The organism is Arthrobacter sp. C9C5, from assembly GCF_013359735.1.
Lineage (GTDB): Bacteria > Actinomycetota > Actinomycetes > Actinomycetales > Micrococcaceae > Arthrobacter.
The window spans coordinates 40,547-57,263 of record NZ_JABFMX010000013.1; the positions used below are offsets into that span (position 1 = coordinate 40,547).

Consider the following 16,717-nt stretch of genomic DNA (forward strand, 5'->3'; position numbering starts at 1 on the left):
AGTAGAAAGGCCCGGAATGCCGGCAGCCAAAAGCGCCACCGCGGATCCGCACCGCCCCGACGCCAAACCGCGCCGCCGGGTGGGCAGGCCCCCCTCGGCCGTCCTCGACCAGGACGGCATCACCGCCGCCGGCCTGCAACTGGTGCGTAAAAGCGGCTACGACGGCTTCACCATGGCAGCCCTGGCCCGCTTGCTGAACGTGGCGCCGTCGGCCCTGTACAACCACGTGTCCTCAAAACGGGAGGTGCTGGTCCTCATCCAGGACCACCTGACGTCATTCGTGGACGTGTCGGCCTTCGAGACCGAGCCCTGGGAACAGGCGGTGCGGGATTGGGCCTGGAGCTACCGCGACGTCTTCTCGCGGCACACCCCGCTGATCCCGGTTATCGCGGTGCTTCCGGTGGCCGATGCTCCGAAGACACTCGCCATGTACGAGGCCGTCAGCGCGGGGTTCCGCCGGGCGGGGTTCCCGCAGGAGCGCATCATCTCGGCAATCGTGGCCCTGGAGTCCTTCATTTTCGGTTCCGCCTACGACGTGACGGCTCCGGCGGACATCTTTGATTCCGGCAGCCTGGCGGCCGCGACGCCAAACTTCTCCGCCGCCGTCGCCAGCCTGGGCGAGCAAGGCTACGCGAACCAGGCGGACGTGGCCTTCGGCCTCGGGCTTGAGGCGCTGATCGCGGGCTTCGGGGCGCTGCGGAGGTAGGGAGCTGGACCAAAAGACGCCAACAGCCCCGCCGGGAGGGTGCTGGCGGGGCTGTTGGCGTCTTTGCTGTTCCTGGGCGGTGTCAGCCGACGTGGATGCCGGGTCGGCGGGCCGGATCGTGTTCGACCTCGCGGAGGATTTCACGCACCAGCGGGGCCGTGTCCCCCTCGCCCAGGAACAGGTACCGCATGAGGTGGGCCACCGGGCTTCCTTCTGACCATTCGAAATAGCACTGGGGTTTGGTGCCGGTCGAGTCGCGCATGGCCAGCAGGACTGCGGCAATCGCGTTGGGCACCGCCGGGGACTTCACCCGCAGGACGCGATACCCGCCCACCTCGACGCCTTCGACCCTGAGCGTGTGGCTGAACGCCGAGGGGTCGGAAATCTCAACCTCCAGGAAAACCACGTCCGCCGGGCCGGGGACCGGGTTCAGGCCGCGCTGTTCGTACTCCTTGTCGGCGTACTCGGCCTCGTCGCCGGCCTGGCGCTTGTTAGCGATGACGTTCAGCTGCCCGTCGAAGGCGATCGAGTCGGTGATGAACTGCCGGGCTGCTTCGTCGAATTCGATGGTTTCAAGCCGCAGTTCGGTGGTGCGCTTCACCCTGGAGATCAAGGAAACGACGATGATGCCGGCGATGAAGAACGCCGAGATCGCGATGCCGTCGGGCTTTTCGATGACGTTGGCCCCCAGGGCGTACAGCAGGACCAGGGTCAGCGCGCCGAAGCCGACGGTTCCGGCGCGGCTTTTTCTGCGGATGGCCGAGACGGTCACGGCGACCGCGCCGGAGACCATCATGGCGAGGATGCCCGTGGCGTAGGCGCCGGCTTGGGCGTTGACGTCGGCCTTGAAAGCGATGGTGATGCCGATGCTCAGCAGCGTGTAGACAATTACCACCGGGCGGACGGCGCGGCCCCATTCCGGTGCCATGCCGTAGGCGGGCAGGTAGCGGGGCACGATGTTAATGAGCCCGGCCATGGCGGAGGCACCGGCGAACCAAAGGATCAGGGCGCTGGAAATGTCGTAGACGGTACCGAACCCGGCGCCGAACAGCTCGTGGGCGAGGAACGCGAGGGCGCGGCCGTTGGCCTGTCCGCCGTCCTGGAACTCATTGGCCGGGATCATGACCGTGGTGAGGAAGCTGGTGGACATCAGATAGACGCTCATGATCAGCGCCGCGGTGGTGAGCAGCTTGCGGGTGTTCCTGACCCGTGAAGCTGCGATCTCCTCAGGGGTGTCCCCGGCTGCCTTGATCAGCGGCATCATGGAGACGCCCGTCTCGAACCCGGAGAGCCCGAGCACCAGCAGCGGGAAGGCGATGACGGCCGGGCCGATCAGGTCCATCGGTCCGCCGCCGGCGCTGGCCAGCAGCCGATCGGTCCAGCCGGCAATCAGGGACGGGTCGGAGAAGACATTCCCGAATCCGGCGGCGACGACGGCGGCGTTCAGCAGCAGGTAGACGGCCACGAGCGGGATGGCGACGCCGACGGCCTCGTTGAAGCCGAGCAGGAACACCCCGCCCAGGATCAGCAGCAGGATCACCGTGATGATCACGGCGCTGCCCTTGAGTCCTTCCGGGATCATCGGATTTTCCAGCAGGTGCACGGTGGCATCGGCGCCGGAGAGCGTGATGGTGATGATCCACGACGTAGCGACGAACCCGAGCAGAAGCAGGACGAAGAACTTGCCCCGCCAGAACGGCAGCAGTTTCTCCAGCATGGCTACCGATCCCTGGCCGTGGGGACTCTCCTGCGCGACTCGGCGGTACATCGGCAGCATGCCCAGCAGCGTCAGGGCCACAATCAGCAGGGTGGCCAGCGGCGACAGGGCACCGGCGGCCAGGGCCGCGATGCCGGGAAGGTAGGACAGGGTGGAGAAGTAGTCCACCCCGGTCAGGCACATGACTTTCCACCAGGCGTTGGGCCGGTGGTCTTCCTCGGCTTCGGGGCCTGCGGGCGCGACCTGGTTGGCGAGCAGCCAGCGGACCAGCGGCTTGCGGTCCGGTGCGGCGTCCTGCTTCAGGTCAACTTGAGCCGGAACGGCGTGGTCAGAGGTGGTCGTCATGGGATCTTTCTGTCGGTGGCCGGCTTCGTGGGCCGGGCCCGGATCGAGGCACAGGAACCGGCCAATTGTAGTGGCCATCCCCGCGTCCGGCTGTCGGGTTCGGGCGGCAGTACCGACCCGGCAACGCGCGCCGGGACTACGCGAGCATTTGTCAGACCCCGGTAGTTCCGCGGGGCGCCGATCGAAGCTGCGTGGGCAAAACAAAAAGAACCCCGGTCCGAAGACCGGGGTTCTTTCATTTGCGTGCGCGAGGGGGGATTTGAACCCCCACGCCCTTTCGGACACTGGCACCTGAAGCCAGCGCGTCTGCCGTTCCGCCACTCGCGCGCAACTTCTTTCACCCGGTAGAGGCCCGGAATCCGGACCAGCAACCTCGTAAAAGCAGCGAGATCAAGCATAACGGACAACTGCGGGAAAACACCAATCGGGGCTCCGGGGGCGCCACACGGCCACAACGAAGGCACCCGGAACCCGCCTGCCCATTACCCCGCGGTACCTGCACGCCCACTGCAAGCTCCCGGATATCCGCGCACGTCAGGGCCGGTCAGGCGCAAATTTCCCGGCCGCAGCGGCGGGCCGCATTAAGGCCATTCCCAGCCTTGCCCAGTAGTATCTGATGTAGGAGTGCCCGGTTACGGCGGACTCCCGCGAATGTTGGAAACCGAGTTCCGGAACAAACGCTGCCCCGCAGCTGCCAGGAAAGGAGAAGGACCATGGGCTTGCTGGACAAAGTCGAGCGCGGCATCGAAAAGGCCGTCCGCGGAGTCTTCTCCACCGGTTCCCGCGCCCAGGTCGAGCCGGTCGAGATCGCCAGCCACCTCCGCCGCGAAGTGGACAACAAGGCCCTCACCGTCGCCGCGGGACGCACCCTTGCACCCAACGTTTTCGATGTCCTGCTCAGCGGCGAAGATTTCCAGCGGGCCCAGGAATGGGGGACACCGCTCGCCGAAGAACTGTGCGACGTTGTCATCAACCACGTCCGCAGCCAGGGATACACCCTCCAGGGTCCGGTGCGGATCAGTTTCCGCCGCGACGAGGACCGCCGGGCCGGCGATTTTGAAATCACGTCCCGGACCGAAAAGACCGGTGGAGCCCCCGCCCAGCCCGGCGGCCAGGGCACCATGCCCGCAGCCCCGACCCGGCAGCCCGGCCGCCTCCAGCCGGTGCTGGACATCGACGGCCAGCGGTATTCGCTGAATGCACCCTCGGTGGTCCTGGGCCGCTCCTCCGAAGCGGACATCCTGATCGACGACACGGGAGTCTCACGCCGACACCTGGAAATCCGCACGGGTCAGGGCGCAGCGCAGGCCATCGACCTGGGCTCAACGAACGGCAGCTACGTGGACGGCCACAAAGTGGTGGGCAGTTCGGAACTCACCGACGGCTCCACGATCACGATGGGACGGACCAAAATCATTTTCCGCCTGATGCCCGCCAACCCGGGCGGCCGCCCGTGAGTGAACTGACGATTACCGCCTTGCGCTTTGGTTTCCTGATCCTTCTCTGGGTCCTCATCTTCAGCATCGTCTCAGCCATGCGCCGCGACCTCATGATCGGCCGCAAAGCCGCCGCCGGCTCCCCCACGGCACGGCAGGTCCGCCGGAACCCTGCACTGGCCGAACCTGCCCCGGTCCCGGTGAAGCAGCAGGCCCGCCAGCTCGTCGTCACCGAAGGCCCGCTGAAGGGCACCACCCTTCCGCTGGCGGCGAGCCCCATCCTGCTCGGCCGGGCACAGGAAGCCACCCTGGTCCTGGAGGACGACTACGCCTCCGGCCGGCACGCACGTCTGTTCCCGCAGGGCAGCCGCTGGTTCATCGAGGACCTCGGTTCCACCAACGGCACGTATCTGGCAGATCAACAGCTGACCCGGGCGCTTCCGGTGGAGCTGGGTGTCCCCGTGAGAATCGGCAAGACGGTCATTGAATTGAGGCCGTAGCCGTGGCTGCCCCCGAATCCCCCGCAGACAAGGCAGCAACTGCCCCGAAGCGGCCGCTAATCATGCGCTACGCCGCACGCTCCGACGTCGGCCGCGTGCGCGCGAAAAACGACGACTCCGCCTACGTCGGCCGCCACCTCGCCGTCGTCGCGGACGGCATGGGCGGGCACGCCGGCGGTGACGTGGCATCCGCCGCCACCGTACTGGACATGATCCATCTGGACCGCGATGACTACGACGCGGAGGCCGGCGAGGCCGACACCGTCCTGGCTGATGAGATTCAGACCGCCAATTCGCTCCTCTCCGAGCTGGTCCACATGAACCCGAAACTGGCCGGCATGGGGACCACCGTGACTGCCCTGCTGCTGGCCGGGGGAAAGCTCCACTTCGCGCACATCGGCGATTCGCGCGCCTACCGGCTGCGCAACGGCAAGTTCGAGCAGGTCAGCGTGGACCACACCTTCGTCCAGCGGCTCATCGACGAGGGCCGGCTGCGCCCGGAAGAGGCCGAGACCCACCCGCACAAGAACGTGCTCATGCGTGTCCTCGGCGACGTCGACGCCAGCCCGGAACTTGATCTGGACGTCCTCGACGTCGAGCCCGGGGAACGCTGGCTGCTCTGCTCCGACGGGCTGAACTACGTTGCTGGCCACGTCGTTGAGCGCACCGTCCGGGAAACCAAGAGCCTGCGCGAGTGCACCGAAAGGCTCGTTGACCTCACCCTGGAGGCCGGCTCCCCGGACAACGTGACAGTCGTCCTGGTGGACATCGCGGAACAGACGCCCGACGACGTGAACACCGCCGCCGTCCAGGTCGTCCCGGCAACCGTCACCGCGACAGCGCTGGCATCGAGCACCGCACCGCCGGCCGCACCACCAGCCGGCAGCCCCGGCAGCACCTATGCCGGCAAGGCTTCCGAGAGCGCCAAAGACGACAAATCGGCCGGCACGTCAGGCAAAACTCCGGAGGAGGCCGCCAGCCCAGCTAAGGAACCACAGCCCGCCACCGATCCGCACCTCGGCGAACACCTGTCCGCCGAAGTCCTGCGTGAGGAACTCTCAACCCGTCCCCATGAACTCGTAGGCGCGGCGGCCTCCGCCGCGGCCTCCGGCTCCATCCCCTCCATCGCCGGCCGCACGGTGGCCCGCCGGGCCGCAACGGTGTTGACGCACAAGGCGGAGCCGGACAAGGAAGAAGCCGACGAGTACAAACCGCCGGTCAGGCGCCGGCCCTGGCTGACAATCTCCATCGCCGCGGCGATCGTGGCAGTGCTGGGCATCGGCCTCTGGCTTGGCTACGCCTGGACGCAGACCCGGTACTACATCGGTGAGCACGATCAGCGAGTTGCCATTTTCAACGGGGTATCCCAGCGTTTGGGCCCCATTCCACTTTCCACCCTCGAGACGGTGACCGATATCCGGATGTCTGACCTGCCAGAGTTCTCGCAGCAGCGTGTACGCCAGACCGTTCCCGCGCGAGACCTGTACGACGCGCAAAGGATCGTCAAGAACCTTGAGCGCACCGGCACGACGGCGCCGGCCGACGAGTGCCTGACGCCCTCCCCCACCCCGAGCGCGAGCCCCTCGGCTAGCGCGACCGGGCGGGCCACTTCCGGCGCGGCCGCCGGTTCCAAATCGGCCACCCCGACGCCGACGCCGAGTTACTGCGAGGGGGGCAAATGACGCCGATCGATCCCACGCCCAAGCCGCGCCGCAACGCCGAACTGGTGCTGCTGGTCCTTGCCCTCGCGGTGGGGATCGGTGCCAATGCCCTCGTCGGCGTCGACCGGCAGAAGGCCTTCGACACCGATTTCTGGTTCCAGTCCGGCCTCCTGGCGGCCGCAGCACTGGCTTTCCACGTGGTGCTGCGGCTCCGCGCTAAATATGCCGATCCGGTAATACTTCCGCTGGTGGTGGCCCTGAACGGCCTCGGACTGGCGATGATCCACCGCCTCGACCGCGTCGGGGAAGACACCGGAAACAACCAGTTGCGTTGGACCCTCGTGGCAATGGCCGTGGCCATCACGGTCATTTTCGTCCTCAAAGACCATCGGCTCCTGCGCCGCTTCACGTACATCTCCCTCGCAGTCAGCGCGGTGCTACTGATCCTGCCGCTGGTCCCGGGCATCTCCGCCGGCGAAGTGCTGGGCGCCAGCGTCTGGATCAAACTCGGATCCATGACCTTCCAGCCCGGCGAAATCGCGAAGATCACACTCGCTATCTTCTTCGCCGGCTACCTCTCCTCCAACCGGGACCTCATCCTGCTGGCCGGCCGCAAGATCGGCCCCGTGCAGTTCCCCCGGTTCAAGGACATGGGCCCCATGATCACCGCGTGGCTGGTCAGCATCGGCGTGCTGATCTTCCAGCGCGACCTCGGCACCTCGATCCTGTTCTTCGGGCTGTTCCTGGTGATGATCTACGTCGCCACCAGCCGGATCAGCTGGGTGATCATTGGCGTCGTCCTGATGGTGGGCGGCGGCTTCGTGGCGTCCAAGGTCTTCTCGCACGTGGCCCTCCGGATCGACGGCTGGCTCAACGCCTTCACGCCCGAGGTCTACGACCGCGAGTTCGGCGGCAGCAGGCAGATCGTCGAAGGGCTCTTCGGCATGGCCAACGGCGGCCTCGTCGGCACCGGCCTGGGCCAGGGCCGCCCCAACCTCGTCCCGTTCGCCAACAGCGACATGATCGTCGCCTCCTTCGGTGAGGAACTTGGGCTGATCGGCGTCTTTGCGATCGTGCTGATGTATCTACTGCTCTTCACCCGCGGCTTCCGCGCCGCGCTCGGAACCCGGGACGCGTTCGGCAAACTGCTCGCCACCGGATTGTCCTTCGCCATCGCCCTGCAGTGCTTCGTGGTAATCGGCGGCGTCACGCGCCTGATCCCGCTGACCGGATTGACGACGCCTTTCCTGGCGGCCGGCGGCTCCTCCCTGCTGGCGAACTGGATCATCGTTGGCCTGCTGCTGATGATCTCGCACACCGCACGCGGGCCGGTGGACACCACGCCTCTCCCGCCGGGCCAGGATCCTGAGCTGAAGAAAGACACTCCGGCCATGCCGCCGAAGCCTGCCACGGCACCGGCCCGCGGCGCCAGCACCAGTCCAGACGCTCCAACCGAGGCGGTGAAACTCCCGTGAACCAGGCCATTCGCAACTCCTGGATCGCCGCGATCGCGATGTTCGCGCTGATCTTCGGTGCGCTCAGCTATGTCCAGGTGGTGGGCGCCGATGAACTCAAAGCCAACGCGTGGAACAAGCGCACCCTGCTGCAGAACTACTGCAACGACCGCGGCGCCATCATCGTCGGCGGCAAGCCGGTGGCGCAGTCCGTGGCGGGCAGCGAGAGCTGCCAGTTCCAGCGCAGCTACACGCAGCCGGAGCTCTACGCCGGCATCACCGGCTATTTTTCGAAGAACTACGGCCTGACGGGTATGGAACTGGCCATGAACGAACAGCTCGCCGGCAGCTCGGACCAGTTGTTCCTGGACCGGGTCGGCCAGCTGTTCCTCGGCAACCAGCCCAAGGGCGCCTCAGTCGAGCTGACCCTGGACCCGAAAATCCAGAAGCTTGCCTATGACCTGATTCCGGAGGGCCAGCGCGGATCGATCGTGGTGTCCAACCCGAAGACCGGCGCGATCCTGGCCATGGTGTCCAAGCCCTCGTATGACCCCAATCTGGTGGCCACCCAGGATTCCGACGCCGAAGCGGCGAACATCACCAAGCTGAACAAGATCCCGGGCATCAACCTGAACCAGTCCGTGAGCGGTCCCACCGGCGCGCTGCTGGCTCCGGGTTCCGTTTTCAAGATCATCGACACGGCGGCGGCCCTGGGTTCCGGCAAGTACAACAAGGACAGCGTGCTGCCCAACCCGGCCGAGATGCCGTTCCCGGGGATCCAGTACAAGCTGCCGAACTACGCCGGCGGCAATTGCTACACCCGGGACAAGGCCTCGTTCGCCTTCGCCCTGCAGCAGTCCTGCAATACCCCGTTCGCCAGCATCGCCATCGACCTGGGCCAGAAGGCAATCGAAGAACAGGCCGCCAAGTTCGGCTTCGGGCAGGACTTCGGCGACCAGCTAAAGCTCGAGATGGCAAAGAGTACTTTCCCGAGCGAGCCGCTGGACGACGCAGGACTGGCGCAGTCGGCCATCGGCCAGCGCGATGTCCGTGCCACGCCGCTGCAGATCAACATGATGACCGCGGCCATTGCGAACGGCGGCGTCCAGATGAAGCCCAACCTGATCAAGGCCCTGCGGTCCCCCGATCTGCGGATCCTCAATGAGCCCAAGCCCGAGGCACTCCGGACCTCCACGAGTCCGGAAATTGCCCGCCAGATCACCGAGTGGATGACCAGCGTGGTCAGCGAAGGCATCGCCCGCGGAGCCGCGGTGCCCGACGTCGAGGTGGCAGGCAAGACCGGCACTGCCGAGCTCGGCACGGGCCTGAACAATTCATGGTTTACCGGGTTCGCCCCGGCGAATGACCCGCAAGTGGCCGTCACGATTGTCATGCAAGGCGTGGACATCACCACCGGCGCAAATCTAACCAGTCCGAACGCGAAGAAGATTTTTGAGGCGGTGTTGAATAAGTGAGGCCTACATCGGGAATCACCCTCGGCGGCAGATTCCAGCTGACCACACGCATTGCGATCGGCGGCATGGGAGAAGTCTGGAAGGCCAAGGACCTGATCCTTGGCCGGATCGTCGCGATCAAGGTCCTCAAGGAGGAATACACCGGCGATCCGGGTTTCCTGCAGCGTTTCCGGGCCGAAGCGCGGCACACCGCCCTGCTGAACCACGTGGGCATCGCCAACGTCTTTGACTACGGCGAGGAAGAAGGCTCCGCCTACCTCGTCATGGAACTCGTTCCCGGACAGCCGCTGAGCAGCATCATCGAGCATGAGCAGGTGCTCTCACCGGACCGCACCCTGTCGATGATCTCCCAGACGGCACGGGCCTTGTCCGTCGCCCACGCCCAGGGCCTGGTGCACCGCGACATCAAACCAGGCAACCTGCTCATCACCCCGGACGGCCGGGTCAAGGTCACCGACTTCGGCATCGCGCGGCTGGCCGACCAGGTTCCGCTGACGCAGACGGGCCAGGTGATGGGCACGGCCCAGTACCTCGCCCCGGAACAGGCCACCGGGCAGACCGCGACCGGCGCCTCCGACATCTACTCGCTCGGCGTGATCGGCTACGAATGCCTCACGGGGCACCGTCCGTTCTCCGGCGAATCCCAGATTGCGATTGCGCTGGCCCAGGTCAACGACGCCCCGCCGCCGTTGCCGGACAGCCTGCCCAGGCCGGTCCGCGCGCTCCTGATGTCGATGCTGGCCAAGGATCCCAAGAATCGCCCGGCCGATGCGATCAAGCTGGCCGAAGCGTCCGATGCCATCCGCAACGGCGACATCGCGGCCGCGCACGCGGCCGTTCCGGGCATGCTGCTCTTCGAAGCAGCCACCGGCCCCATTACCGCACCGGTGAATGTCCCCACCGCAGCGACGGGTGTCATCGGCGCCAGCGCGGCTGAGGACAAGTCGACGTCGGCGCTGCCGGTGATCGGCGCCGCCGGCGCGGGTGCCGCAGCCGGGCTGGCGGCCGGGGCCGCCGCGGCAAGCGGACACGGCGCACGCAGTGCCCTGTCCCGCGCGGATGCGCTGGCCGCGGAACGCACTTGGGTCCCGGAGGAAGAGGACTATGACGGCTACGAACCGGAAGAGGAAGAGCCACGGCGGAAGGGCCGCAGCCCTTGGACCTGGCCGCTGATCGCCCTGATCCTGCTGGTTCTGTTTGCCTTGGTGGGAGTGGTCCTCTCGCAGGCCGGGATCCTGTTCCCCTCGTCCCCGGCCGCCACGAGCTCAAGCGCCAAGGTCAGTACGACAAGCGCCGCGCCGACCTCCAACAGCCCCAGCCCCAGCCCCTCCAGCAGCTCGGCCACGCCCACCGAGTCGACGCCGGCCGCCATCAACCTGATTCCGGATGCCTACAAGGGCCGCCCCTACAACGACGTCCGGGCGGAACTGAACGGGCTGGGCCTGCAGGTCAAGGGCAACCCCGTCGCAGACCCCTCCGCTCCCGACACGGTGATCGATATCGATCCTTCCGGCCCCGTGCAGCCGGGCGAAACCATCACGGTCAGCTACTCCAAGGGACCGGAGAAGGTCACCGTTCCGACGCTGGAAACGGGGGCCAGCGAGGCCGCCGTCCAGCGCGCGATCGAGGGGGCCGGGCTGCGTTGGCAGAAGGGCGCTCCGGTCGAGGGCGACGGCACCCAGGACGAGGGCACCTTTGTGAGCTCCGAACCGGGATCGGGCGAGCAGGTCCCCGCCGGTTCCGTGGTCACCTACCACCTTGCCAGCGCGCCGGCGCCCGCCTCGGACTCTCCCTCGCCGAGCGTCAGCACCACCAAGTAGGCATCCGTGTCCACTTCACCCCGCACTCCATCGCACCGGGAGGACAGCAGCCCGGCGTCGGCCCAGCGCGTCCTCAGCGGGCGCTATGAGCTGGGTGAGCTGATTGGCCGCGGTGGGATGGCGGACGTGTTCCGCGGGATTGATACCCGGCTGGGACGGACCGTGGCCATCAAGCTGCTCCGCCCGGACCTGGCGAGGGACCCGCAGTTTCAGGCCCGGTTCAAGCGTGAGGCGCAGGCCGTCGCGGCGTTGAATCATCCCTCCATCGTTGCGGTCTTCGACACCGGGGACCATGCCGTCCCCGGTGGTCCCGACGACAACATGCGCGTGCCGTACATCGTGATGGAGTACGTCTCGGGCAAGACCATCCGCGACCTGATCAGGGCCAAGGAAGTCACGATCGACCAGGCCGTCGACTTTTCGCTCGGAGTGCTGTCCGCCCTCGATTACAGCCACAAGGCCGGAATCGTGCACCGCGACATCAAACCGGCCAACGTCATGTTCTGCCCGGACTCGAACAGCGTGAAGGTGATGGACTTCGGGATTGCCCGCGCCATGGCCGACTCCTCTGCGACCATGACGCAGACGCAGGCCGTGGTGGGAACGGCGCAGTACCTTTCCCCGGAGCAGGCACGCGGCGAAACTGTCGACGCGCGCAGCGACCTGTACTCGGCCGGCTGCCTGCTCTACGAGATGCTGACCGGACGCCCGCCGTTCGTCGGCGACAGCCCGGTCTCCGTCGCTTACCAGCATGTGCGTGAGATTCCGGAACCGGCCAGCAGCCTAAACCCTGACGTTTCCGCGGCGCTGGACAGCGTGCTGGCCAAGGCCCTGCAAAAGAACCGGGCCGACCGGTTCCAGGACGCGGCTGCTTTCCGGCGCGCGCTCCGGGCGGCTCGCAGCGGCGTCGCCGTGCCGGCCCTGCCGACCAGTGAGGCGCCGACAGACCCGAACAACACGGTCGCGGGCGCGGAGCAGGCGCCGCCCACGGCCGCCTTCGCCTTGACCGGGGCCAAGTTCCTCGATGACGCTCCTTCCGGCCGCATCACGCCGCAACAGACCCCCGTCGAGGACGAGGCACCCGCCCAGTCCGGCTCGGCCTCGCCCGGTCACCCCGACACCGACAGTCTCGAGCTGAGCCTTCCGGCCGAACGCGAACCCACCCCTAGGCAAAAGTCCCGCCGCCGGATGTGGACTGCAACGCTGCTGATCTTCACGCTGCTGGTACTGGCCGGAGGCGGCCTGTGGCTCTACAACATGGTCAACCAGCAGCCTGCGCCCATAGCCAAGGTCGACGTCCCCGCGGTGACATCACTGACCGAATCCGAGGCGCTGCAAAAGCTCTACAACGCCGGGCTCAAGCCCCAGTTGAAGCGCATCCAGCACGAGACCATCCCCAAGGGCATCGCCGTCGGCACCGTGCCCACGGCCGGGAGCTCGCTGGAAAACAATTCCGAGATCACCCTCAATATCTCCGAAGGCCCCAGTGTGATCACCATCCCCGCGGACCTTCCCGGCCGGACCGAGGCGGATGCCCGGGACGAGCTGCGCCGGACGGGGCTGACCGGTGCCCCGAAAACCACCCTGGACAACAGCCCCAATGTGCCGGCGGGCATCGTCATTACGACCAACCCGGCACCGGCCCAGACCGTGGCCGTGGACAGCACGGTGGAAATCATCGTATCCACCGGCAAGGTGGCGGTGCCGCAGCTCATCGGCCTCCCGAAGGCGGAGGCTCAGGCTGCACTGAAGAAAGTCGGCCTCCTCGCCATCATCAAGGAAGTCGAAAACACGCAGGTCCAGCCGGGCAAGGTGACGGCGCAAAGCGATGCCGCGCAGGCCGCCGTCGAGCAGGGCAAGGCGATTACCGTAACCGTGGCAAAGGCCCCGCCGCCCCCGCCGACGCCGTCCCCTTCGCCCACCCCTTCGCCGACCCAGACGGACGTCACGGAAGGCGTCGGCAAGCTGCTGGGCCCCGGCGCCTAGCGCCGCGCCAGGGTCAGTGCTGGATGAGCGGGCTCAGTGCCGCGGCCCGCGCCGCCGCCCCTGCCATGCCCAGTGATTCAAGCCAGTTCCCCAGCATCAGGTAGCCGCCCTCGGTGAGCACCGACTCGGGGTGGAACTGGACGCCGCAGAGCGGTGCCGAGCGATGCTGCAGTCCCATCACGACGCCGGTAGCCGTCTCAGCGGTGATCTCCAGGACCTCCGGGATGCTTTCCCGCACGGCGGCGAGGGAGTGGTACCGCGTCGCCGTGAAGGGCGACGGGAGGCCGCTGAAGACGCTGGCCCCATGGTGTTCGACGAGCGAGGTCTTGCCGTGCATCAGTTCGGGGGCGTGCGTAACGCGCCCGCCGTAGGCCTCCGCCAGCGCCTGATGTCCGAGGCAGACGCCCAGCATAGGCTTGTTGTGGCTGCCGCACCACTTGATCAGCTCGATGCAGACACCTGCGTCGGCCGGCGCACCGGGTCCGGGCGAGACCAGGACGCCGTCGCGGGCTTCGGCCATCTCGATCGCCTCGGCAAGCGTCACGTCGTCGTTGCGGACCACGGTGGTCTCCGCGCCGAGCTCCTGGAGGTAGCCGACCAGGGTGTAGACAAAGCTGTCGTAGTTGTCTACGACCAGGATCTTGGTTGTGCTCATGGGTGCCTTGCTTAGCCAATCGTCGAATCAGTGAACGGGCTGAATTGCGCCATCCAGGGAAATAGGAACTGAACCATCAATACCAGCACGCCGCCCAGCAATACCAGCGACGTGACAATACGCAGCCACAACGGTCCGGGAAGCCTGCTGAAAATCCATCCGTACATCGCCTAATCCTCCCCGAGGGTGCGGGCCACCTGGGCTGCTATTTCGGCCGGCGGCCCCGCGGAGGCGGGCTGCCAGCGCTCCAGCAGGGAGTAGGCGATGATCCGCTCCTGCGAACCGAAGCGCGGGTTGCAGCTGGTCATGGTGAGGTAGCTTTCCGTCGGGGTGGCCGAGGGCTGGGCCGGGACAGGCAACAGGACGTCCGTGGCGGAGGGCAGAACGATCTCGCTGTTGCGGAAGCGGTAGACGTAGTAGCCCTCCCGGGTCTGCACGTAGATCCTGTCGCCCGGGATCAAGGAGTCGATATTGTCCAGGACGGCGCCATGGGTCTGTCGGTGCCCGGCCAGCGCAAAGTTTCCCGCCGCGCCGGGCATCGCGGTGCCGTCGTAGTGTCCGAGCCCCAGCGAGTCCAGTACCTCGGGTGTGGTTCCCTGCACGACGGGCCGCATGTACCCGGCGCCGAAACGCGGCACGTACACGACGCCGATCGTAGCGCCGGGTGCCGGCTCGGAAGCGACAGGGGCTGGACCCGGACCGGCGGAACCAGGGCCAGCGGAAACGACCACGCGGGTGCTCGCGCCATTGGGCCGGGGGGTGCCCGGGCCGCTTAGGTCCCGCGCGAAGTCCTTGACGACCTCGCGTTGCCGGGCATCGGCGTCGAGGTTGGTCCACCAAAGCTGCCAAGCCACGAACAGCAGCAGGACCACGCCGGCGGTCAGGAGCAACTCACCGGCAACTTGAAGGGCGCGGGACACCGCGCTCCGCGGAACTCCGCCGCCGCCCCGCGCAGGCGCGGCCAGGGATTCCGCCTTCTCCTGCAGCACCGTGGGCTCTCCTTTGGGCGTTCGCAGCGGGCGGGGTGTGGCCTTAACTACAGCTAGAATTGGCTGCGATTAGGATTTCAAACTCCACCAAGAGCGCGTTGACCGCCGGCTGTTCCTTTTCTTGCAGGATATCAAGCCGAGGTACCCGCTCCTCATCCAGCCCGCCAAGGAGGACCCGTGCCCGAGTCGAAGCCGCGAAAGAGGACTGCCAGCGTCGCGCAGCAGACTTCTGCGACGCAGGCCTACAAGCCCAACCCCGTCTGGTTCAAGCCGGTGATGTTCGGCCTGATGATCATCGGACTGCTGTGGATCATCACCTTCTACATCAGCGAAGGCACCCTCCCGGTCCGGGACTGGGCGTCGTGGAATATCGTCGCCGGATTCGGCATCGCCATCGTGGGCTTCCTGATGACCACGCGTTGGCGTTCCTGAACCCCGCATCCCCCTTCCCAGCAGGCCGGCACACCGAGTGTGCCGGCCTGCTGCGTTAAGCCCGCTCCGTTAGCGTCGGCTGGGCGGGCGATAATGCTGGAAGGCAAACTCTCCAGCAAAGGATTCCAGATGACCCCCGACGTCAGTGGCTGCATCATCGGCGACGATGGATTGGCTCGGCCGGCCTGGGCGGCCACAGACCCGCTCCTGCGCGAGTACTACGACAGCGAGTGGGGGCTCCCGGTCCGGGACGAACAGGGGCTCTACGAACGGATCAGCCTCGAGGCGTTCCAGGCCGGCCTGTCCTGGGCGACGATCCTCCGCAAGCGCCCCGCCTTCCGCGCCGCGTTCGCCGACTTCCACCCTGAGACGGTGGCCGCCTTTACCGAGGACGACGTCGAGCGCCTGCTTCAGGACGCCGGCATTGTCCGCAACCGGCTCAAGATCCGGGCAACGATCACCAATGCCCAAGCCACCGTGGACCTCAGGGGCGACGGCGGGCTGGTGGACTTTGTCTGGGGTTTCCGGCCCGACAGCACCCCGGAGCCCACGGCCTTGGCCGAAATCCCCACGAGCTCGCCGGAGTCGGTCGCGCTGTCCAAGGCCCTGCGCAAGCGCGGCTTCGTGTTTGTCGGCCCCACCACGATGTACGCCCTGATGGAGGCCATCGGAATGGTCGACACCCATCTGCTCGACAGCCACCGGCGCGGCACCTCGGGCGTCTGGCTCCGCTAGTCGCGGCCCACTGGGTCCACAGCTGTGCACAAGAAGCTCAAAGTTATCCACATCATGTTGATAGACCGCGCGGATGGCGGCCCGGTCAAAACGGTCCGGGTTGGCGCGCCCTCGCACCCAAATCAAGGGATAGAGACTCGATCCGCCGGCGGAATTACAGATCTGTAAGTTATTAACAATGTGGATTGTCTGTGGATAACTGCAGTTGGAGCCGACGTGGCCGCCTTCGGCCCATTCCGTGGCCGGCCGCCCTGCCTCTCGGCTCTCCTCGGTGTGCGTCGGGTGTGCGTCGGGTGCGGGTCCGGATACTTGTCCACTTAACAACAGGCCACTACCCACAACTTATCCACAGGTGGGGATAAGTGGGTGCTGGACATCGCCCGGTGGCCACGGGAAAGCCCGAAATGGCGCGTTTCCCTCGACGAAACTCAGAGGATCAAGTTATTAACAATGTGAACAACCCTGTGAATAACGGCCTATAAATCAGATAAATAGAACCCCGTGCCGCGATCGCCGTCGCTTAGCCCCGAATGGCGCGCAGGGCTGGGAGGGCCTGGAAGGGTGTTTCCGGCCCCGACGGCTGCCGGCGGGAGCAGGGACCGGTCGCGGGGAGGAGGTCCGCCTGGGATGACGGCGATGGCGGGTCCGCACGCAGAGTCCGCGAGTGACGCGTCGTCGAGCCGAAGGTTGTCCACTTAACCACAGGCGATCCCCAGAGAGTTATCCACAGGTGTGGAGAGTGGCGGGTGAGTTGCGCGGGATTTGCCAGCTGTGGCGGTCAGATCCGGCATCGCGGGCTGAACTAC

General features: G+C 66.6%; 14 protein-coding genes and 1 tRNA gene. 10 read left to right on the forward strand and 5 right to left on the reverse strand.

Annotation, left to right across the window (positions count from 1 at the left end):
- The first annotated feature begins 16 nt into the window (after positions 1-16).
- Positions 17-706, forward strand: a complete 690-nt coding sequence (locus HNO80_RS11605; protein ID WP_175323011.1) for a TetR/AcrR family transcriptional regulator — start codon at positions 17-19, stop codon at positions 704-706.
- An 82-nt stretch (positions 707-788) separates the two neighbouring features.
- On the opposite strand, the gene HNO80_RS11610 is transcribed toward HNO80_RS11605, so the two are convergent.
- Both HNO80_RS11610 and HNO80_RS11615 read right to left on the reverse strand, forming a co-directional pair.
- Positions 789-2,768 carry an APC family permease gene (locus HNO80_RS11610; RefSeq protein ID WP_175323012.1) on the reverse strand — a complete coding sequence of 660 codons (1,980 nt, stop codon included), beginning with the start codon at positions 2,766-2,768 and terminating at the stop codon, positions 789-791.
- Between the two features lie 244 nt (positions 2,769-3,012).
- A tRNA-Leu gene (locus tag HNO80_RS11615) sits at positions 3,013-3,095 on the reverse strand.
- Positions 3,096-3,481: 386 nt separating this feature from the next.
- On the opposite strand from HNO80_RS11615, the gene HNO80_RS11620 reads away from it, so the two are divergent.
- The 7 genes from HNO80_RS11620 to pknB are packed head-to-tail and all read left to right on the forward strand — an operon-like array spanning position 3,482 to position 13,100.
- Positions 3,482-4,225, forward strand: coding sequence for an FHA domain-containing protein (locus HNO80_RS11620; RefSeq protein ID WP_175323013.1), 744 nt, complete (start codon positions 3,482-3,484; stop codon positions 4,223-4,225).
- Positions 4,222-4,704, forward strand: coding sequence for an FHA domain-containing protein FhaB/FipA (locus HNO80_RS11625; protein ID WP_175323014.1), 483 nt, complete (start codon positions 4,222-4,224; stop codon positions 4,702-4,704). The genes HNO80_RS11620 and HNO80_RS11625 overlap by 4 nt, the downstream gene beginning before the upstream one ends.
- A 2-nt stretch (positions 4,705-4,706) precedes the next feature.
- Positions 4,707-6,386 carry a PP2C family protein-serine/threonine phosphatase gene (locus HNO80_RS11630; protein ID WP_502707847.1) on the forward strand — a complete coding sequence of 560 codons (1,680 nt, stop codon included), beginning with the start codon at positions 4,707-4,709 and terminating at the stop codon, positions 6,384-6,386.
- Positions 6,383-7,840: an FtsW/RodA/SpoVE family cell cycle protein gene (locus HNO80_RS11635; RefSeq protein WP_175323015.1), complete on the forward strand. Its 1,458-nt coding sequence runs from the start codon at positions 6,383-6,385 to the stop codon at positions 7,838-7,840. Before HNO80_RS11630 ends, HNO80_RS11635 begins: the two co-directional genes overlap by 4 nt.
- Positions 7,837-9,294, forward strand: coding sequence for a peptidoglycan D,D-transpeptidase FtsI family protein (locus tag HNO80_RS11640; RefSeq protein ID WP_175323016.1), 1,458 nt, complete (start codon positions 7,837-7,839; stop codon positions 9,292-9,294). Before HNO80_RS11635 ends, HNO80_RS11640 begins: the two co-directional genes overlap by 4 nt.
- Entirely contained in the window at positions 9,291-11,114 is a 1,824-nt protein-coding gene (locus HNO80_RS11645) for a protein kinase domain-containing protein (RefSeq protein ID WP_175323017.1), read from the forward strand. The genes HNO80_RS11640 and HNO80_RS11645 overlap by 4 nt, the downstream gene beginning before the upstream one ends.
- 6 nt (positions 11,115-11,120) lie before the next feature.
- Entirely contained in the window at positions 11,121-13,100 is a 1,980-nt protein-coding gene (gene pknB / locus HNO80_RS11650) for a Stk1 family PASTA domain-containing Ser/Thr kinase (RefSeq protein ID WP_175323018.1), read from the forward strand.
- Positions 13,101-13,113: 13 nt separating this feature from the next.
- Here the strand turns inward: pknB and HNO80_RS11655 are convergent, their stop codons facing one another.
- From HNO80_RS11655 to HNO80_RS11665, 3 genes are read right to left on the reverse strand one after another with little or no spacing between them, the layout of a single operon-like run.
- Positions 13,114-13,755 carry an anthranilate synthase component II gene (locus tag HNO80_RS11655; protein WP_175323019.1) on the reverse strand — a complete coding sequence of 214 codons (642 nt, stop codon included), beginning with the start codon at positions 13,753-13,755 and terminating at the stop codon, positions 13,114-13,116.
- A gap of 11 nt (positions 13,756-13,766) precedes the next feature.
- A complete protein-coding gene (locus HNO80_RS11660) occupies positions 13,767-13,922 on the reverse strand; it encodes a hypothetical protein (RefSeq protein ID WP_175323020.1) in 156 nt (51 codons plus the stop codon).
- Between the two features lie 3 nt (positions 13,923-13,925).
- Complete coding sequence (locus tag HNO80_RS11665) at positions 13,926-14,741, reverse strand: class E sortase (RefSeq protein WP_175323079.1); 816 nt, start codon at positions 14,739-14,741, stop codon at positions 13,926-13,928.
- A gap of 180 nt (positions 14,742-14,921) precedes the next feature.
- Between HNO80_RS11665 and HNO80_RS11670 the strand changes: the two genes are divergently transcribed.
- On the forward strand, positions 14,922-15,176 hold the full coding sequence (locus HNO80_RS11670) for a cell division protein CrgA (RefSeq protein WP_175323021.1): 255 nt from the start codon (positions 14,922-14,924) through the stop codon (positions 15,174-15,176).
- Positions 15,177-15,305: 129 nt separating this feature from the next.
- Positions 15,306-15,911 (forward strand): DNA-3-methyladenine glycosylase I, encoded by a 606-nt coding sequence (locus HNO80_RS11675; RefSeq protein WP_175323022.1) that lies wholly within the window; start codon positions 15,306-15,308, stop codon positions 15,909-15,911.
- The last annotated feature ends 806 nt before the right edge of the window (positions 15,912-16,717 follow it).